General features: G+C 67.3%; 12 protein-coding genes and 2 pseudogenes. 7 read left to right on the top strand and 7 right to left on the bottom strand.

The genetic code is table 11. The features are described 5' to 3' along the window. Positions 1–35: 35 nt before the first annotated feature. Genes ACTHL4_RS13385 through drmB form a run of 4 tightly spaced genes read left to right on the top strand, consistent with a single transcriptional unit; the run spans position 36 to position 8,627 of the window. The gene (locus tag ACTHL4_RS13385) at positions 36–1,499 is read left to right on the top strand and encodes a hypothetical protein (RefSeq protein WP_440283260.1); all 1,464 of its coding nucleotides are present in this window, start codon (positions 36–38) and stop codon (positions 1,497–1,499) included. Further along, positions 1,487–3,187, top strand: coding sequence for an NERD domain-containing protein (locus ACTHL4_RS13380; RefSeq protein WP_440283259.1), 1,701 nt, complete (start codon positions 1,487–1,489; stop codon positions 3,185–3,187). The genes ACTHL4_RS13385 and ACTHL4_RS13380 overlap by 13 nt, the downstream gene beginning before the upstream one ends. Beyond that, a complete protein-coding gene (locus ACTHL4_RS13375) occupies positions 3,184–6,702 on the top strand; it encodes a helicase-related protein (protein ID WP_440283258.1) in 3,519 nt (1,172 codons plus the stop codon). Before ACTHL4_RS13380 ends, ACTHL4_RS13375 begins: the two co-directional genes overlap by 4 nt. Beyond that, entirely contained in the window at positions 6,699–8,627 is a 1,929-nt protein-coding gene (gene drmB / locus ACTHL4_RS13370) for a DrmB family protein (protein WP_440283257.1), read from the top strand. Before ACTHL4_RS13375 ends, drmB begins: the two co-directional genes overlap by 4 nt. On the opposite strand, the gene ACTHL4_RS13365 is transcribed toward drmB, so the two are convergent. The 5 genes and pseudogenes from ACTHL4_RS13365 to ACTHL4_RS13345 all read right to left on the bottom strand — a co-directional run bounded on the left by ACTHL4_RS13365 (position 8,624) and on the right by ACTHL4_RS13345 (position 12,876). Then, entirely contained in the window at positions 8,624–9,052 is a 429-nt protein-coding gene (locus ACTHL4_RS13365; protein WP_440283290.1) for a very short patch repair endonuclease, read from the bottom strand. The genes drmB and ACTHL4_RS13365 overlap by 4 nt on opposite strands. 149 nt (positions 9,053–9,201) lie before the next feature. Then, positions 9,202–10,284: pseudogene (locus ACTHL4_RS13360) on the bottom strand (IS256 family transposase); the annotation flags it as partial. Next, positions 10,251–10,853, bottom strand: a pseudogene (locus ACTHL4_RS13355) (LLM class F420-dependent oxidoreductase); the annotation flags it as partial. The pseudogenes ACTHL4_RS13360 and ACTHL4_RS13355, both read right to left, overlap by 34 nt. Positions 10,854–10,863: 10 nt before the next feature. Continuing rightward, the gene (locus ACTHL4_RS13350; RefSeq protein WP_440283256.1) at positions 10,864–12,369 is read right to left on the bottom strand and encodes a DUF7059 domain-containing protein; all 1,506 of its coding nucleotides are present in this window, start codon (positions 12,367–12,369) and stop codon (positions 10,864–10,866) included. Positions 12,370–12,510: 141 nt separating this feature from the next. Beyond that, positions 12,511–12,876, bottom strand: coding sequence for an anti-sigma factor antagonist (locus ACTHL4_RS13345; protein ID WP_440283255.1), 366 nt, complete (start codon positions 12,874–12,876; stop codon positions 12,511–12,513). A 107-nt stretch (positions 12,877–12,983) separates the two neighbouring features. Here ACTHL4_RS13345 and ACTHL4_RS13340 point away from each other — a divergent pair, with 107 nt between their 5' ends. The 3 genes from ACTHL4_RS13340 (at position 12,984) to ACTHL4_RS13330 (ending at position 17,877) form a co-directional block, all read left to right on the top strand. After that, positions 12,984–15,368: a DEAD/DEAH box helicase gene (locus ACTHL4_RS13340; RefSeq protein ID WP_440283254.1), complete on the top strand. Its 2,385-nt coding sequence runs from the start codon at positions 12,984–12,986 to the stop codon at positions 15,366–15,368. A gap of 67 nt (positions 15,369–15,435) precedes the next feature. After that, positions 15,436–16,233, top strand: coding sequence for a GNAT family N-acetyltransferase (locus ACTHL4_RS13335; RefSeq protein ID WP_440283289.1), 798 nt, complete (start codon positions 15,436–15,438; stop codon positions 16,231–16,233). 141 nt (positions 16,234–16,374) lie between these two features. Continuing rightward, positions 16,375–17,877 (top strand): hypothetical protein, encoded by a 1,503-nt coding sequence (locus tag ACTHL4_RS13330; RefSeq protein WP_440283253.1) that lies wholly within the window; start codon positions 16,375–16,377, stop codon positions 17,875–17,877. On the opposite strand, the gene ACTHL4_RS13325 is transcribed toward ACTHL4_RS13330, so the two are convergent. Both ACTHL4_RS13325 and ACTHL4_RS13320 read right to left on the bottom strand, forming a co-directional pair. Continuing rightward, complete coding sequence (locus tag ACTHL4_RS13325) at positions 17,808–18,260, bottom strand: Rv3654c family TadE-like protein (protein ID WP_440283252.1); 453 nt, start codon at positions 18,258–18,260, stop codon at positions 17,808–17,810. The two genes, ACTHL4_RS13330 and ACTHL4_RS13325, sit on opposite strands and share 70 nt — an antisense overlap. Beyond that, positions 18,257–18,595: a TadE family type IV pilus minor pilin gene (locus ACTHL4_RS13320; RefSeq protein WP_440283251.1), complete on the bottom strand. Its 339-nt coding sequence runs from the start codon at positions 18,593–18,595 to the stop codon at positions 18,257–18,259. Before ACTHL4_RS13320 ends, ACTHL4_RS13325 begins: the two co-directional genes overlap by 4 nt. Positions 18,596–18,630 lie beyond the last annotated feature (35 nt).

Here is an 18,630-nt window from a genome sequence, read left to right as displayed (position 1 = left end):
ATGTCGCTCGGCGTTACGAGGCCGCGCGTTCACTGATGAGCGAGGGCGTGTCGATTTTCGCCGTCGGCGACCCTGCTGGGGCTCAGCTGAACGCGGCTATCCGCCGCACGCTGTTCGTGCTTGGAGAGGAACGAAGCGAAGTCTGGAACGGCGTCCTCCAGGCGGCCAACGCGCTGCGTTGGCGCAGGATGACCCAGCCTCAACCGAGGCAGTTCCAGACGCAGCAGCCGCTGATCGATGATATCGTTCGGCAGGCGAAGCGTCTGCGGAACCTGGTGAGCGACGGCGCCCTGCTTGACCTGATTGCGGAGGCGGCGGTTGCGGTGGGCGAGACCGATTCGCCGGCCGGCGCCGTCCTGCTCCAATCGATCGAGGAGGTCGGCACAGACGGCTGTGTCGTCGTCGCAAGCAAGGCGGCCGCTCGCGCCGGTCTCGCGTCGTGGCTCGATGAGATTGGCGCCACGGTGTTGGTGCCGAGCGAACTCGACACCGTTGCCTCGACCGCCGAAACCAGTTACGTGGTCGCACCGCCGAGCTTTATGCCCTCGTCTGTTGTAACTGCGCCGATGACCCCCGAAGTCACGTTCGTGATGCCCGCGTGGTTCGGCAACCGCTCGCTGCCGTCATCGGCCTTTGGAGGCCACGCCGAGGGTCAGATCGTCATCAAATCGACCGTGCACACAATTGGCGACACGACGGAGCCAGAGACCGCCGTCGCTGAGGGCAAGGAAGTGGCCGACGTCTACTTCCCGCAGCCTGTCTGGGGCACGCGCTCATCCGGTGAGCGAGAGCCGACGAGCGACGAGGTGGAGGCCTGCAAGGTTCTCCTCGCAGGCGGCCTGGGCTTGTGGCTCGACGATGGCGATCGGATCCGTTCGCTGGATCCGAAGCAGCCCGAGGGTGCCCGCGTTGGGTACGAGGCGGTGAAGGGCATCGTGCCGGGTACCTACCTCGTACTGCGCCAGGGTGAGACCGAACGCGGTGCGATGTACGACCGGGCGGTCATCGCGCTGGGTGCACGAGCGCGCGGCATCCTCGCCACACAAGCGCGATGGAAGGCACGGCTCGACGAACGCCTCCAGCTCATCGGCTCTCGCAGGGCGATGACCGAGCTCGAGCGTCTCGGGGTACGTTCGAGCGGCCAAGTGCGCGCCTGGGCCGATCCACGGCTGATCTGTCCCCAGCGGGATGCCGACTTTGCGTTGCTCCTGGATTGGATTGGCGAGCCGTCGCACCCCACCTACGGCAACGCGATCACGCTCCGCCGGGCCGTCTACAAGGCCAGCGCTGATCTCCGGAAGGAACTGGAATCAGCCGTCGGCCGCGCTGACCTCCGGGCGCTTGAACGCGACGGGATTCTGCACCTGGACCTTCCTCGCGAGGGCTTCCGGGGCATGATCGTTGCCCGAGTTCTCGCCAAGGCGCCGTTCACCGAGATTGTCAGCAGGCATCACGTGCGTGTGCCGTTCACGGATGGGAGTGCCCAGTGGCTCGACTGATTCCGCCGCTCTTTCCGGAAAGAGCGGCGCCGGGGGAGCAGTCGGTCTACCGGAAACTTGCTGAAGACACGACGACCGACGACTGGATCGTTCTCCACTCGCTCAACATTGCAGAGCACGTCCGCAACCCGGAGGGCGAGGCTGACTTCGTCGTCATCGCTCCGGATCTCGGAATCCTGGTGATTGAGGTGAAGTCGCATAAGCACTTCACGTTCGATAATGGTGTCTGGAAGCTCGGCAACCAGGCTCCGACAACGCGTGGTCCGTTCAAGCAAGCCAGCGAGGCAATGCACTCGATTCGCAAGGACCTGCTGAAGAAGAAGATCGATCTCCGGTCGATCCCGACGCTGAGTGTCGCATGGTTCACGGCAACTCGGGCCCGAACGATGCTCAAGCCCACGAACGAGTGGTTTGACTGGCAGGTACTCGACTCGGAGGACCTGAAGAACGATCCGATCGGTGCGATCCGTCGGGCCTTCACCGGTGGCATCGCCAACCTCGACGCCACCTTCAACGGTTTCTCCTACGGAGGCGTCGGGCCAGATCAGGCCGCGGCCAAGCAGATCGCGATGCTCCTTCGGCCGGACTTCGAGTTCGGTGTCGTGGCGGGGGATGTGCGGTCGGCACGCGAGCATCAGCTGGTCCGCTTCGTTGAGGAGCAGTTCCTCGCTCTCGACGCCATGTCGGACAACCAGAGCGTGCTCTTCACTGGACCGGCCGGTTCGGGCAAGACCTTCCTGGCTCTTGAAGCCGCGCGGCGCGAGCTCGCTCTTGGCCGAACCGGAAGTCTCATGTGCTTCAACAAGCTGCTCGGACGTCGCCTGGCGGCCGACATCAGCGAGCCGGGCCTTTCAGTGGGGACGTTCCACAGTCAGCTGCTCGCGCTAACAGGACTCAAGGCGCCAGACGATGCCGGACAGCTGTTCTGGTCATCGGAGCTTCCTGAGCGGGCCGTCGAGGTGTTGCTGGAGGTGGGCGAGCCGCCGGCCGACTTCCTGATCATCGATGAGATTCAGGACCTCCTGACCGAGGCGTATCTAGACGTGTTTGAGCTGATGGTGAAGGGCGGACTGTCGGGCGGCCGCGTGCTGATGTTTGGGGACTTCGAGCGCCAGGCGATCTACGATGACGGCCGCGGTCGCGAGCTCCTCAAGGAGTGCATGCCCCACATGCCCTCTCACCGGCTCACGATGAACTGTCGCAACCTGCCGAGAATCGGATTCAGTGTCAACTTCTTCAGCGGGCTGACCCCGGGTTACCAGAAGTTTCGACGCGACGACGATGGCACCAATCCCGTGCTCCTCAAGTACACGCGAGGCGATGACCAGTCCCCGCTGCTGCGCCAAGCCGTCGAGGCACTGCGCGAGGAGTCGTTCGACCTCAGCGAGATCGTGGTCCTGAGCCCTCTCAGCGCTGGCTCGGTAGCCGCCACGACGACGGACTCCTGGCTCAAAGGCGTCCTCGTCCGGGCCGACGGTGACACGGTCAAAAAGGGGAAGATCCGCTTTTCATCGATCCAGGCCTTCAAGGGTCTCGAAGCCCCGGCTGTCATCGTCACCGACCTTGACCGGCTGAATGTGCCGAACTTCGAGTCGATCCTGTACGTCGGGCTGACCAGAGCAACCGATCGTCTTTACGGTGTGATCGAGGAGAGCACCGGACTGGCAGGAATGGCAGGAAACCAATGAGCGGTGTTGAAGCCCGCGATGTCGTCGAGGCGGTCGTACGGCGCGAACTGTTCGGCCCGCCCGACGGCGAGGCACCCATCGGCAACCCAGTCAACTGCTCCGGACCGTCGCTGACCTTCGCGACGAAGGAAGAGAGCTACGGACAGTTCCACGACAGCGTCACCCTCGAAGAGGTACTGACCCGCTCGGACCCCCTGCGGCGCTACGGCGTCGGGGTTCTCTATAGCGGAGGTACACCGACGGGCGGCCTGGCATCCGAAGGTGACGACTCAGCGGTCATCCCCGGGCTGGCGGCGAACGAGGAGAACCCCGAGGCGCCCACGACGGACGTTCGAGGACCACGTCGGCAGGATCAACCGGACTCCGACGATTTCGACCTGTCGGACGCCAACCGGCGCAAGCCATCGGCCATGGCGATCTCGTTCAAGGTCCGCATCGTCGAAGGAGCAGAACTCGCAATCCGCGTGACCGGCGCCTACTACGACCCCGTCAAGATCACGGCTCCAGACACGCCGCCGCTGAACTGGTGGGTCCGTCGTCCCTTTGTACTCGATGCCGTCGCATCGGCGGAGGCGCTCAAGAAGGAACGCAAGCGCTCACCGCTGAGCACAACCGCCCTGGTCGTCGAGCCCAAGATCGAGCCTCGGATCAAGCCGAGTGTGTCGGTCTTCAGCCGGGCCGTGCCCGGCGAGGCCGACCCGGATCTTCGTCTGGTCACGCTCGCCGTTGTCAACGACGCGGTCGGCACGGGATCGGGGAGCGCCTTCTTCCAGGTGGCCTTCTCCGCCACCGCCTCAGCAGGCCTCCTCATTGAGCCTTACCCGGATGTCGAGCAGCCGGACAGCGATGACGAGGAGGAGTCGATCGCCCTTCTGTACCGCCACCGGCGGACGTTCGCGATCGGCCACGGGTGCGCCGCCACCTGGGACGACTCGGTCGGCGAGGACGGCACACCGACAGTCCCGTTCGTGAAGGCCGACGCACTGCCCGCCTACGAGGTCACCAGCCTGACGCCAGACGTGTACGAGGAGCACGCCGACGGCACCCGGACCTCGGTGAGCGTCAGCATGGAAGAGCTGGCGAACAAAACCGCTGTCGGTGACGCCCAAGTCGAGAAGGTCCTTGAGCTCTATGGACAGTGGATCAACGACCGGATCACCTCGATCCCGGATCTTCCGACGCGCTACCAAAAGACTGCCCACGAGCATGTGAAGAAGTGCACCGTGGCCCTCGAACGGATGCAAGAGGGTTGGCACCTCGTCCAGCATAATCCGCTTGCCGGGCGAGCGTTCCAACTCGCCAACTTCGCGATGCTCTACCAGCAGATCCGCTCGCGGTTGGAGCCACGAGACCTCATCAAAGACAAGCAGGGGGTCTATCGGCCCGACGGCGCGCACCCGGCAGCGACACCCGATCCCAATGGTGGCCGCTGGCGCGCCTTCCAGATCGCCTTCATCCTGGCGAGCCTGCCCGAACTGGTCGACCCAACCCACCAGAAGCGCACGCTGGTCGACCTGATCTTCTTCCCGACGGGTGGCGGCAAGACCGAGGCGTATCTCGGCGCGTCTGCCATCTCGCTGCTCGCGCGTCGCCTCCGCAACCCAGAGGATGCCGGCACTGACACGCTCATGCGATACACGTTGCGTCTGCTGACGGCCCAGCAGTTCCTGCGTGCCTCGTCGCTGATCTGCGTGCTGGAGGACGTCCGCTCGGGCATGGAGGACGAGCTCGGCACCGAGCCCTTCGGCATCGGCGTATGGCTTGGCGGCGACTCAACCCCGAACCGGTGGACGGCGGCTGAGCGAGCCCTCGCGGAACTCCGGCGCGATTCCCGGGCCTCCAACAAGTTCCTGCTGCTGAAGTGCCCATGGTGCGGCGCGCGGATGGGGCCGGTCAGCAAGTCCCGCGGACAGGACACGCCTGGCTACGTGTGGTCTGGCGGCCGGTTCCTGTTCCGCTGTACCGATGAACTTTGTCGATTCAATGGCCGAGACGGCCTGCCCGTCCACGTCGTCGACGAGGACATCTACGAGTCGCGCCCATCGATCGTGATCGGCACAGTCGACAAGTTCGCGACCATGGCATGGCAACCGGCGGCTCGGACCATGTTCGGACTCGGCGAGCATGGTGAACGCGTCTACTCGCCGCCCGGCCTGATCATTCAGGACGAGCTGCACCTCATCTCGGGCCCGCTCGGCTCGATGGTGGGTCTGTACGAGCCGATGATCGACGACCTCACCACCGACCGTCGAAGCGATCCGCCGATCCCCGCCAAGATCATCGCGTCGACCGCGACTGTCCGCCGCTACGAGGACCAGATCCTCGGGCTGTTCGGTCGCAAGGAAGTCGCCCTCTTCCCACCGCACGGCCTTGAGGAGGGGCGATCCTTCTTCGCCGAGCCAGCCCGGCTTCCGGACGGCAAACCAGCGCCCGGTCGGCGCTACCTCGGGGTCATGAGCCCGTCGCTCGGCTCGACGCAGACGGTCCAGGCTCGAGTGGCGGCGGCAACCCTTCAGGCCGGACCCCAGATCCCGGACCCAGCCGATCGTGACGGGTACTGGACCAACCTCAACTTCCTCAACAGCCTTCGAGAGCTCGGCAACACGTTGTCGCTGCTGGATTCCGACGTTCCTGACTACTTGGTCGGTCTTCAGCGGCGCGATGGGATCACGCCGCGTTATCCGCGCAACAAGATGGAGCTGACGTCGCGTCGTCGAAGCGACGAGATCCCGAAGGCGATCGAAGAACTTGAACTCCGGCTGCCGCACCCCGACTGTGCGGATGGCGCCAAGTGCGTCAGCACCGGGTCGTGTCCTGAGAACGCCAAGTGCGTGGATATCTGCCTCGCCTCGAACATCATCGAGGTCGGCGTCGATATCGACCGGCTCGGCATGATGACGATCGTCGGTCAACCGAAGACCACGGCGCAGTACATCCAGGTGAGCGGTCGAGTCGGCCGTAACGTGAAAACGCCGGGACTTGTCATCACGATCTACGGCGCGGCGAAGCCTCGCGACCGCAGCCACTACGAGCGGTTCCGGACCTATCACCAGCAGTTGTACGCGCAGGTCGAACCCACCTCGGTGACGCCCTTCGCCGAGCCGGTCCTGAAGCGGGCGCTGCACGCAGCAGCGATCTCTCGGATGCGCCAGCTCAATCCGACACTCGACCCGAGCCCGTTCCCGAAGGCTGAGTTCGATGAGTCGATTGCACTGCTTCGAGCCCGAGCGGCGCTCGTAGATATGGAGGAGCTGCCGGTCTTCGACCAGTGGGTCTCCGAGCGCTCGCGACAGTGGGCGAAGGGGGAGCGAACGACCTGGGCGACTGTCACCTACTTCAACGGTGACCCGAAGCAGGGTCTGATGCGCCCCGCCGGCGACCTCGCCGACCCAGGTAACAGGAACATCACGTGGGAGACGCCGATGAGCATGCGCAGCGTCGACGCCGAATGTCAGCTCTCGGTGACGCTCGACTACCTCACCGACGACCTTGAAGAACCGGAGGTACAGGCATGACGTCAGGCAGCATGCGTCGAGCCCAACTCGTATCGCCATTCGGAGTCGGCGCCATGAGCGTTCTCGTCGACGGCACGTCAGTCATCACCGCCGGGCTCGACCACTGGTTCCCGCGCAACAACGCTGACTTGGCTTTGGAGGACTTCCGGGTCAATGACTGGCGACTGGAAGCACGGCTGAAGGTCCAGGAGTTCCGCCTGCCGCCCGACTACCGCAAGGGCTCTCCAGACGACCACCGCAACGAGAAGCTCAGTGTCCCCGCGCTGCGATTCCCGGGCTACTCGTTCTGCATGTACTGCAAGCGCCTCAAGAAGGTGCCACTCAGTTTTCAGGACGCCGTCCGATGCGACGAACCCGCCTGTGTGGGGAAGCGCCGATTCGGGCCGAAACTGTCGCAGGTCCCGTTCGTCGCGATCTGCGGCAAGGGTCATATCGATGACTTCCCGTTCAGGGAGTGGGTGCACCGATCGAAGAACCCGAGCTGCACCGGCGTACTCCGACTCTTCTCGACCGGCGGAGGTGGACTTGAGGGCCAGGTCGTCCGCTGTGGCTACGACGCCAAGAACAAGCGGGACGAGCGTAAGGGCTGCGGTGCATCCCGGTCCCTGCAGGGCATCACGACGGGAGGCATGAAGGACGAGTCCGGCGAGGACAGCACCTTCCTGACCCAGCAATTAGCCGGTCGATCGGATCCGTACCTGTGCACAGGGGCGCGGCCATGGCTGCATGAAGAGGACGGACCGTGCGACCAACCGGTCCAGGGCGCGCTTCGAGCGAGTGGCAACGTCTACTTCCCGTACGTGGAGTCGTCGATCTTCCTGCCACAGAAGGTCGGCGCTGTTAGTGGCGCCCTCCGTGACCTGATGAAGCGCGCTGACGTCGAACCGACGATGGCCTTCCTGTTCACCATGCGTGGCAAGGACGCCACCGTTGCCGAGATCCGACAGGCCACCCGCGGTGCTGGCGAACTCTTCGAACAGTTCGACGACGACGAACTACTCGCGGCCTACCAGGATCGCTTCGGCATCGGCTCCTCAGAAGAAGACGGCGACGATGATGATTCGGGCGACCTCGATATCTGGCGCTACCCGGAGTTCAAGCTGCTGCGCGAGACGCCGCAGGACGACGAGCTGCGTGCATCAGACCCAGGCGTCCACGTCGCCATCGCCGGGCACGTTGATCGAGTTCGCAGCGTCACGGTGCTTCGTGAGACCCGCGTCCTGCGAGGCTTCGCCCGCGGCCGCGACAGCGACCTGAAGGTCGCAGAGGGAAAGGCGCTGTTGCGACGTCGCCCCTTGCCACCCGACAAGGACTGGCTGCCGGCGTATGTTGTCAAGGGCGAGGGCATCTACTTCGAACTCCACCGTGAACGCCTCGCGGCATGGGAAGCGCGCGGGGATGTCCAGGCGCGGGCTGATCTCATCGCGACTCAGTACGGGCAGGTCATCACCGATCGGGGAGGCAGTCCGCGCGACATCTCGCCGCGCATGATCATGCTCCACACGTTCGCGCACCTCCTGATCAACGAACTCGTCTTCACGTGCGGGTACAGCTCTGCGTCGCTTCGGGAGCGGTTGTACGTGTCGCGGGATGGTCGGCGGGATATGGCCGGGCTCCTGATCTACACGGCGGCCGGTGACTCCGAGGGCACGATGGGCGGCCTGGTCCGCATGTCTCGACCAGACCGCCTCCAACCGGTCTTTGCGGCGGCCCTCAGTGATGCCCATTGGTGCTCGACCGACCCGGTTTGCATGGACGCGGGCGAGCGGGGCCAGGGACCGGACTCCTGCAACCTTGCTGCCTGCCACGGCTGTGCGCTGCTCCCAGAGACTAGCTGCGAGGAGTTCAACCGCTTCCTCGACCGGGGACTGGTCATCGGGACTTTCGCGGACCCAACGCTTGGGTACTTCTCGACGGTTGCCTAGGAGCGAGACTGAAATGCCACGACTATCTCTTGGATCTCGGCAACGACCGTCTCGGCGTCGTCGTGCTCCCAGTAGCGCAAGACGTGCCAGTCAGATTGTTCGAGCTTCGCGTTGGTATCGGCGTCGCGCGCAGCGTTGGCCGCGATTTTCGCCGACCAGTACTCAGCGTTGTGGTTGAAGTTTGATCGGCCGTGTTCCGGGCAGCCGTGCCAGAAACAGCCGTCGATGAACACTGCCACTCGTGCCCGCGTGAAGACGATGTCGGCGCGACGACGAATGCTGGGCTCGGGCGCAGATGCAACCCGATACCGGAGGCCCAGTCTGTGGAGTGCCCGTCGAATCGCCAGCTCGGGTCCTGTGTCTCGAGACCGATTGGCCTGCATGTTCCGGCGTCGCCCCGGACTGGATGCCCACGAGTCCGCCACCTGGCCTGATCCCACGAGTTCAGCGTAGATGTGGCGCCCCAGTTCCCGAGGCTCTGGCTCCGTACGGCACACCTTGTCCACACAGGCGCCACGTCAGCGGTCAAGTCCCTCGTAGTGGTGTAGCGGGTTGCGTTCTCCTTGCTTGCGTTTCAGGCGGTCTGTTCGGGTAGTTGGTCAGCTCCGATCTCGGGTTCGGTGTCGGGCACGGTGGTGATTCGGCAGCGGGCGAGGATGTCGAGGCCGAGGTAGCGGCGGCCTTCGGCCCATTCATCGGTTTGCTCGGCCAGGACGGCTCCGACCAAACGCACGATCGCTGCCCTGGTTGGGAAGATGCCTACGGAGTCGGTGCGGCGGCGGATCTCTCGGTTGAGCCGTTCGGTGGGGTTGTTGGACCAGATCTGGGTGCACACGTCTTTGGGGAACGCGGTGAGCGCGAGGATGTCGGCGCGGGCGGCGTCGAGGTGGGCGTGCACGTCGGGAAGCTTCTCGTGCACGTAGTCCAGGAGCCGGTCGAACTGCGCGTGCACGCTGGCCGCGTCGGGTTGGTCGTACACGCTGTGCAGCATCGCTTTGACCGCCGGCCACATCGCCTTGGGTGTCACATCCATCAAGTTCGCTGCGTAGTGGGTGCGGCACCGTTGCCAGGACGCCCCGGGCAGGTTTGCCGCGATCGCTTCGACCAGCCCGTGGTGGGCGTCGGAGGTGACCAGCCGGACCCCGGTTAGGCCGCGGGCGACCAGGTCGGCGAAGAACTCGTTCCACGCCGTCCCGGTTTCGCTGGTGGCTACGCGCATCCCGAGGACTTCGCGGTGCCCGTCACCGTTGACACCAGTGGCCAACAGGACGACGGCGTTGATGACTCGGCCGCCTTCGCGGACTTTCATCGTCAACGCGTCGGCGGTCACGAACGTGAACGGGCCGGCATCGGCCAAGGGTCGGTGTCGGAAGTCTTCGACGATCTGGTCCAAGTCGCCGGCCATGCGAGAGACCTGCGACTTGGACAACGAGTCGATGCCCAACGTTTTGACGAGCTTGTCCATCCGGCGGGTGGACACCCCGGCGAGGTAGCAGTCGGCGACCACGGTGATCAGAGCAGACTCGGCACGCTTGCGGCGCTCGAGTAGCCACTCGGGGAAGTAGCTGCCAGTGCGTAGCTTCGGGATGGCCACGTCGATCGTGCCGACCCGGGTGTCCAGTGGCCGGTGGCGGTATCCGTTGCGTAGCGCGCCGCGAGCGCAGGGGTGCGCTTCGTGCCGTGGCCGCCGATCACGACCGGTATCCCGCCGCGGAAACCGTGGTGCTGCACCGGTTTCGGCAGCGCCGGACTGTCCGTGAGCTGGTAGTGGCCGCCGTCATACGAGAACTCGCCGGTCGCCGACCACAGGCCGGTGATGATCTCGAGCTGCTCCTCCAAGCGGTCGAAGCGTTCTCCGGTGCCCGGGAACGGGATGCCGTATGCCGCGTGCTCACGCTCGAACCATCCTGCACCCAGGCCGAGTTCGACCCTGCCGCCGGACATCGCATCGACGTTCGCGACCTCGATGGCCAACACACCGGGATGCCGGAAGGTCGCGCTCGTCACCAGCGTCCCCAGTCGAATGGTGGCGGTCTCGCGGGCGATGCCGGCCAGGGTGATCCACGCGTCGCTCGGCCCGGGCAGCCCTGTGCCGGCCCCCATCGCCAGGTAGTGGTCGGACCGGAAGAAGGCGTCGAAACCCAGACTCTCGGCACGCCTCGCGACAGCCACCAGGTCCTCGTACGACGCGCCCTGCTGCGGTTCGGTGAAGATGCGCAGTTGCATGACCCCGAGCCTACGAGCCGGCCACCAGCAGACCGTCGGCGACCATTTCCCGGATGGCGGGCAGCGCATCGCGCACCACTTCCGCGGCCGGCACCTGCAGCAACGAGGCGATCGCGTCGAGCGCCTGACCGGTCGACAGCTCACCGTCGCAGACCGAGACGAACGCCGCGACCGCGGTGTCGACCCGGAAGGCCCGACGCAGGCCGCCGCCCTGCCGGATCACGATCACCGACGGATCGTCGGCGCCGGGGCGGCCGTGTCGTTCCTCGGTCACATCGGCGGCCACCGTCAGATGGGCATCCAGCACGCCCTGATCGCCCGCCTCCGCCAGCCAGGTCCGTGCCCGCAGACCCGCGTCGATCGCCGGACCCATCGGCGACTGCACCGGCCCGGTGACCTCGACGAGATCCAGCCACGGCCGACGCCGGGTCTCCGGCAGCTGCACCGTGATCACGCCGAAGCCGATCTCGCCGACGCCGCGCGACTCGAAGTCACGCAGCCAGGCGGCATACATCTGCTCGAAACCGCTCGCGCCCGAACGCAGTCCGCCGTCACCGGACCAGAGTTCGGCGTACTCGGCGGGGTCCTGCGTGTCACGTTGCACCACCCAGGCGTCCAGCCCGGTGCGGTCGAACCATGCGCCGACGACGTCCGTCCAGTCCTTGCCCTCCGGTACCTCCCAGTTGGCCAGCAGTTGGGCGACACCGCCGGGATTGAGCTGCCGCGGCAGCTCGCGGATGAGAGACCGCACGATGCCGTCACCGACCCGTCCGCCGTCGCGGTATTCGTAGGTCGGCACCCCGTCGGCCCGTGGCGTGATGACGAAGGGCGGATTGCTGACGATCAGATCGAATCGTTCTGCCGCAACGGGTTTGAAGAGGTCTCCACGGCGCAGGTCCCACTCGCAGCCGTTGAGCGCCGCGTTCCAGGCAGCGATCTGCAATGCGCGCTCGGACGTGTCGGTCGCCACGATCCGGTCGGCGTGCGCGGACAGGTGCAGCGCCTGCACACCGCAACCGGTGCCGAGGTCGAGCGCCCGGGCAGCAGGCCGCCGCGGCGTCCAGGAGGCGAGTGTCGTCGAGGCGCCGCCGATGCCCAGCACATGATCGACCGGCAGCGGTTCACCGGTCATCACCTCGGACAGGTCGGACGCGACCCACCACTGGTGGTCGTCGTCGCCGTAGGGGCGCAGGTCGTATGCCGCGCGCACCCGCGAGCCGTCCACGGTGACCAGACCGGCCGCGCGCAGCCGCGCGGTGTCCCAACCGGGCAGTGCACGGTCGAGGTGGCGCACGCCGACGGGCAGGCCCAGGGCGAACAACCGGACGAGGACGGCCACCGGTGAGCCGTCGTCGCGGGTGGCCAGATCGGCGGGCAGCCGCTGTTCTCGATGCAGAGCGCTGCCGGCCATCGGCCCCAGACAGTCGGCGACTCCGTCGAGGGTGAACCGAGCGGCGATCAGGGCGCGACGCAGCGCGGCGGGGTCGTCGGCCAGCGGTGGCGCGGTGTTCGACATACGGGCAATCCTCGCGCACTGCTCTGCCCGTCCACTGCACCGACAGGACACCAAACGCACCGAACGGACAGGAAAGCCGGCTCCGAAACGCCCCATTTTCCTGTCCGCTGGATACCGATCGTGTCCGCTCGACGAAGAGGGTCAGTCGGCCTGTTCCGAATCGGCCGTGTCCGCGGCCACCGCGGCGGAGACCGTGGGATGGATGTGGAAGACCCGGTCGAGGCCGGTGATCCGGAAGTTCCGCAACAGTCGCTCGGACGGTATGACGAGCGCGAGTTCGCCGCCGCCCAGGCGCTGCTGCTTGAGCCGGGCGACCAGCACCCCGAGGCCGGTGGAGTCCAGGAACGGCACGTCGGTCAGATCGACCAGCACCTTCTCGGCGGGATCGGTGATGAGCCGCGCCAGAGCGTCCCGCAGGCGCGCGGCGGCCGAGACGTCCACGTCACCGGCCAGCCGAATGACGGTGAAGTCGCCCTCGTCGCTGCCGCTGATGTCCAGGTCGGTCACGAAGTTGCCTTTCCGGGTCGAGTGCCGCTTGCCGACGGCCAGTCTTTCATCGGATCCGTCGGCCGGTCGCGCGGATGTCGGGGATCGGACCTACCGTTGACGGTGGAATGACCGATATCGCTGCCACGACCGCTCCGCCGCATGGCTTGGAGGCGCCGCCCGCTGCCCCGCCGCGGCACGGCGATTTCGACGCCGAGGCGGCTCTGGCCGCGTTGGCCGGGGTCGGCACCGGCCGCTTGCTGCACACCCGCCGGCTGCCGGGCCGCGACGCGGTCGACGCCGGCTGGCCCGATTGGGTCAACCCGCAGGTGGCCGCGGCGGTGCGCGGCACCGGGATCGACGGGCTCTGGTCGCACCAGCGCCGGGCGGCCGACCTCGCCCGGTCCGGCGAGCACGTGGTGCTGTCGACCGGCACCGCCTCGGGCAAGAGCTTGGGCTACCTGCTGCCGATGCTCTCGGCGGTGGCCGACGGCTCCGGAGCACCGACCGGTCGCGGCGCGACAGCCATCTATCTCGCTCCGACCAAAGCCCTTGCGGCCGACCAGGAGTCACGCATCCGCAGCTTCGCCATACCCGGTGTGCGGGCCGCGACTCTCGACGGCGACACCCCCCTGGACGAGCGCCGGTGGATCCGCGAGCACGCGTCGCTGCTGTTGACCAACCCCGACCTGCTGCACCACACCCTGCTGCCCGGCCACGAGCGCTGGGCGTCGTTCTTCCGTGCGTTGCAGTATGTCGTTGTCGACGAATGTCATGTCTACCGAGGCGTTTTCGGCTCACACGTGGCCGGTGTGCTCCGCCGCCTGCGCCGAATCGCCGCGCGGTACCACGCCGCGCCGACCTTCGTTCTGGCCTCCGCGACCGTGGCGACGCCGGGCCTGCATGCCGGCGAACTCACCGGACTCCCGGTGCACGAGATCACCGAGGACGGGTCACCGCGGGCGCCGATGGTCGTGGGCCTGTGGCAACCGGGGAGCAAGCCGGGTGCCGGACCGGACACGGCGCAGCGCAGTGCCGTGGCGGAGTCCGCGGACCTGATGGGAGCGCTCATCGACCGCGGTGTGCAGACGCTGACCTTCGCGCGGTCCCGGGTAGGCGTCGAAGTGGTCGCGGAGATGGTGCGCAACTCCGCCGATCGAGTAGGGCGAGCAACGAGCCCGTATCGAGATCACGACACCGTTGCTGCATACCGCGGCGGCTATCTGCCCGAGGAGCGCCGGGCGCTGGAGGACGACCTGCGCACCGGTCGGCTCCGCGGTCTGGCGGCGACCTCCGCACTCGAGCTCGGCATCGACGTCAGCGGGCTGGACGCGGTGGTGCTCGCCGGTTGGCCCGGCACGCTCGCCTCCCTCTGGCAGCGCGCCGGCCGGGCCGGCCGCAGCGGCCGGACGTCGCTGGTCGTGCTGGTCGCCGAGGACGACCCGTTGGACGCCTTTCTGGTGCAGCATCCGGAGGCGATCTTCGACCGCTCCGTCGAGGCGACCACACTCGACCCGTCGAACCCGTTCGTGCTGGCGCCGCACGTCGCGGCGGCGGCGCACGAGCTGCCGGTCACCGAGGCCGACGCCGAGCTCTTCGGTCCGTCGTTGCCCGGAGTGTTGCAGTCGCTGGTCACCGGCGGCATCCTGCGCCGGCGGCCGCGTGGCTGGTTCTGGGCGAGGGAGGACCGGCCCGCGGACCACTTCTCGCTGCGCGGCGGCGGGGACGACGACGTGCGGATCGTCGAGACCCGGACTGCGCGAGTGCTCGGCACCGTCGATGCGGCACGCGCGCATGCCGCGGTGCACACCGGCGCGGTCTACCTGCACCAGGGCATCCCACATGTGGTGACCGAGCTCGACCTGGCGGCCACCACCGCGCACGTCGTCGTGGGCGACCCGGGCTGGTCGACCTTCGCCCAGTCCGTGTCCGCGTTCGACATACAACAGGTCGAGCGTGAAAGTCGTTGGGGCAGCGTGAGTTTGCACTTCGGGACGATCCGGGTGCGCACCCAGGTCACATCGTTCCAGCGGGTGCTGCCGACGGGAGAGGTGATCGGTCAGCATCCGCTGGACCTCCCCGAACGCGAGCTGGTGACCCGCGGTGTCTGGTGGACCATCGACGAGGACGACCTGCTCGCCGTGGGGCTGACCGCGGACGAGCTGCCGGGCGCGTTGCACGCCGCCGAGCACGCCTCGATCGCGATGCTGCCGCTGGTCGCCCAGTCCGACCGGTGGGACGTCGGCGGTGTGTCGACCGCGCTGCACCCGGACACCGGATTGCCGACGGTGGTCGTCTATGACGGTTATCCCGGCGGCGCCGGTTTCGCCGAGCGGGCGTATGCCGAGGCAGCCACCTGGCTGATGGCCACTCGCGCGGCGATCGAGGCGTGTGCCTGCCAGGACGGCTGCCCGGCCTGTGTGCAGTCGCCCAAGTGCGGCAACGGCAACAACCCGCTCGACAAGGCCGGTGCGATCGTCGTGCTCGACCGAGTGTTGCGGGACCGTCGCTGAGATCAGCCGACGGCCCGCGGTAATTCGGTTGCCGACCGGCGTCCGCACCGGCAGGGTCTCGCCTGTGATGGACGATGCGGGCCTGCTCGCGGCATACGACGACCAACTGCGCACCGAGGCCGAGATGCGGTCGATGGCCGAGGTGGCACGACACGGTCCCCTGCTGTGGGGCAAGTTCCACAGCGGCCGGGGGTTCGTCAGCTACCGCACGCTGGGCACGCCGACCGACGCGGAGCTCGAACGGCTCATCGCGGACACCGTCGCGCACTACGCCGCCGACCCGGAGGTGACCGAGTTCGAGTGGAAATCGCGTGGCCACGACCGGGTGCCCGCCCTACCGGCGTTGTTGCAGAAGCATGGTCTGGTCGCCGACGAGGTCGAGTCGGTGATGATCGGCGAGGCCACCTCGATCGCGGCTGATGTGCCTGTGCCGGCAGGCGTTTCCTTGCGCTCCATCACCTCACGCGATGATGTCACGGCGATGGTCACGATGCAGGCGTCCGTCTTCGAGGACGACCCGGAGACCATCACCGAGCGGGTGGACTCCACACTGCGCAAACTGCACGAGGCCGATGCCGACGGCGTCGAACTCTGGGTCGCCGAGGTCGATGGGGACGTGGTCAGCGCCGGACGGATCGAACCGGTGCCCGGCACGGATTTCGCGGGCATCTGGGGTGGCGCGACGCTGCCGCAGTGGCGTGGTCGCGGCATCTACCGGGCGCTCACCGCCAAGCGTGCCCAAGCGGCCCTGCGGGTCGGGAAGAGCCTGATCAACTCCGACTCCACCGAGTTCTCCCGGCCCATCCTGGAGCGTTACGGCTTCCGCCGAGTCACCACGACCACGCCATACATCTGGCAGCGCTGAGGCGGGTGGCCGGCCGCTCAATCCGTCGCGGCACGGCGCCGTATTGCGCGAACCTGTGGATTTTGCAAGATCTCCGCGCCCGAGGGCCCGGCGATGCAAAATGCGCGCATGGTGTGGGAGGTCACGAAAAGGCGGGGGCATGTGGGCCTGGGACCCAAGGTCTCGGGACCATGGCAGACCTTCGAGGACATGAACGCGGTGACGGGGTGGCTGTTGTGGTCGCACCGGATGACGTCGCAGTTCGGCGGTATGACGGGCAAGACGTTCGCCGCTGCGGCACGGGAACAGGGTGTGCCGCTCTCGGAGACCGAGGTGTCGCGTGCGGAGAACGGCGAGACCGATGTCGCGGTGACCGCGATCGGCAAGTACGAACGCATGCTCGGTATGTCACCGGGCACGCTCAGCGCGCCACTGCGCTCCGCTGCCCGGCTCGCGCTGTCGTCACCGGGCGGCCGTCGACTCAGCCTGCTGCGGTCGGTGCCCCCGTCCACCGACGCGCGACGCGGAGTCGTCAATGCCTTCTATCAGCGGTATGTCGACGGCGATCAGTTCAGCGGCGCCGACTGGCTGATGCTCGTCGACGCCATCACCGGTGACGAGCAGTCACTGCTGCCGGATGCGCTGGCCGCACAGTGGATCCGCATGTTGCTCGACGAGTGCATGCGCTCGGTCAATCCGGCCTATTTCAGCCGGGCCGAGGCCTTGTCGACGGTGGCGGCGCACCCGCGGTACAGCGCCTTCCTGCTGGAGGCGACGCGCGAGCTGACGGCGGTGCCGGGCGTCTCCGGTGCGCCGGATGCGTGGAGCTTCCTCGGCGACATCCGCAGCTCGGAGGTGATCGACTCGCTGATCGCCGAACTGCCGTCCGTGCCCGATCACCGGTTGATGTATTACTCGATCGCCCTGTCGATGCCGGCGTGCGCCAATGTCCTGAACGCCCGGCAGACGCGCGCGATCGCCGCCGAACTGGAGCGCCGGCTGGAGCACTGGTCGCTCGGATCCTACGAACCGATCGCGACGTTGGCCGCCGAACTGCCGCGCACGATCGGTGCGCCGATCCTGCAACGCATCGACAACGTGCATCCGTTGTCCCGGCTGACCGGCCGTCGCTCGAACCGTGACGTCACGGCGGAGGTTGCGAGCTACACCAAGGCGGCGATGGACAGCACCTGGCCGGGCCATCCCCATGGGAGCGTGCTGCCGGAGCTGCTGCGGATCCTGCTCAGCAGCGAGCAGTCGGGGATCCGGTATCACGCCGCGACACTGATCCACTGCAGCCCGTTCGCGGCTGCTGTCTGCGACGTGGCCGCGGACCTGTCGACCAGCAGCCCGGATGCACTGACCCGTCAACTGGCGACCTACCTGGTCTCCCGGCTGGCGACTCCGGACAACGACGAGCGGCTGCGACTGCTCCTGAAGAACAGCGACCGTCGGAGTCTGCTGGTCAACACGCTGACCGCGATGACGCACGCCGGGGTGATCACCGAGCAGGACGACCTGCGGAAGTACATGAAGGACAAGGACCTTCGCTACTCGGCCATTTACGCGGCGGGCATCACCCACCACCCGGACCTCTACAGCACCGACGCCGACAGCGACTGGGCGACCTGGTGGCGCGGCAAGCGCGGCGGGATCTGGGAGTAGGCCCGGTCGGCCGGTGGCTCCGGCTGGGGGTCCGGACCAGCCCGTGCGCGTGCACGTGCCGGACCCAGCCCTGGCCACCGCGCGCGAACCGCAACGCTCACGGTGATGTCGTCTCCGGCGATCGAGCACTCCGCCAACGAGCCACCGTTGCGGGCAGCCACCACGCGGGCGGTCTCACACGGCGTGCCTGCAGCACCGCCGACCAGCACCCGGGCACCGGCCAAGGCCGCCAGGTCGGCCGCTGCCCGTGCCCGGTGGCTCGCCTGCACCGCCGACAGCAACGCCAGCGCGCCGCACAGACACAGCAGGACGACGCCGATCCCCATGATGACCAGCACGGTGGCCGAACCCCGGTCGCGGCCGGGGCCTTCGCCGACGCTCATCGCTGCGGGTCGGCGGTCTCGACGGGCGTCGCCGCCGTCGCCCGCAGCGGCTCGCCGCCCACCAGCCAGCCGAACGGGCCCGGAACCGGTGCGGTCACCCTGACGGTGATCTCGCCGCCGGCCCCGGTCACCTTCACGATGCTGCCGGACGGCCCCGCGCGTGCGCCGGCCTGTTGGACGGCGGCCGGACTGTCGCCCCGCGCGGCTGCCCGTGCCGCGGCGCGGGCAGCATCCACGCATCGGACCTGGTTGATGCCGATCATCACGGCGTTGACGGCGATGAGCAGCACGAAGATGAGCGCCGGAAGGGTGGCCGCGAGTTCGGCGGTGACCATGCCGCCTTCGCAACGGCGGGCGGCCCGTGCCCCAC

It is taken from the genome of Flexivirga sp. (genome assembly GCF_051955415.1).
Lineage (GTDB): Bacteria > Actinomycetota > Actinomycetes > Actinomycetales > Dermatophilaceae > Flexivirga.
Note: the sequence above shows the minus strand (reverse complement) of the source record. Positions and strands in the feature narration are given on the sequence as shown.

What these genes read in the sequence shown, in the direction of transcription:
- ACTHL4_RS13320 (WP_440283251.1), bottom strand. Translation starts at nt 18,595, where the DNA reads ATGGTCACCGCCGAACTCGCGGCCACCCTTCCGGCGCTCATCTTCGTG.
- ACTHL4_RS13325 (WP_440283252.1), bottom strand. Translation starts at nt 18,260, where the DNA reads ATGAGCGTCGGCGAAGGCCCCGGCCGCGACCGGGGTTCGGCCACCGTG.
- ACTHL4_RS13350 (WP_440283256.1), bottom strand. Translation starts at nt 12,369, where the DNA reads ATGTCGAACACCGCGCCACCGCTGGCCGACGACCCCGCCGCGCTGCGT.
- ACTHL4_RS13335 (WP_440283289.1), top strand. Translation starts at nt 15,436, where the DNA reads ATGGACGATGCGGGCCTGCTCGCGGCATACGACGACCAACTGCGCACC.
- drmB (WP_440283257.1), top strand. Translation starts at nt 6,699, where the DNA reads ATGACGTCAGGCAGCATGCGTCGAGCCCAACTCGTATCGCCATTCGGA.
- ACTHL4_RS13340 (WP_440283254.1), top strand. Translation starts at nt 12,984, where the DNA reads ATGACCGATATCGCTGCCACGACCGCTCCGCCGCATGGCTTGGAGGCG.
- ACTHL4_RS13385 (WP_440283260.1), top strand. Translation starts at nt 36, where the DNA reads ATGAGCGAGGGCGTGTCGATTTTCGCCGTCGGCGACCCTGCTGGGGCT.
- ACTHL4_RS13375 (WP_440283258.1), top strand. Translation starts at nt 3,184, where the DNA reads ATGAGCGGTGTTGAAGCCCGCGATGTCGTCGAGGCGGTCGTACGGCGC.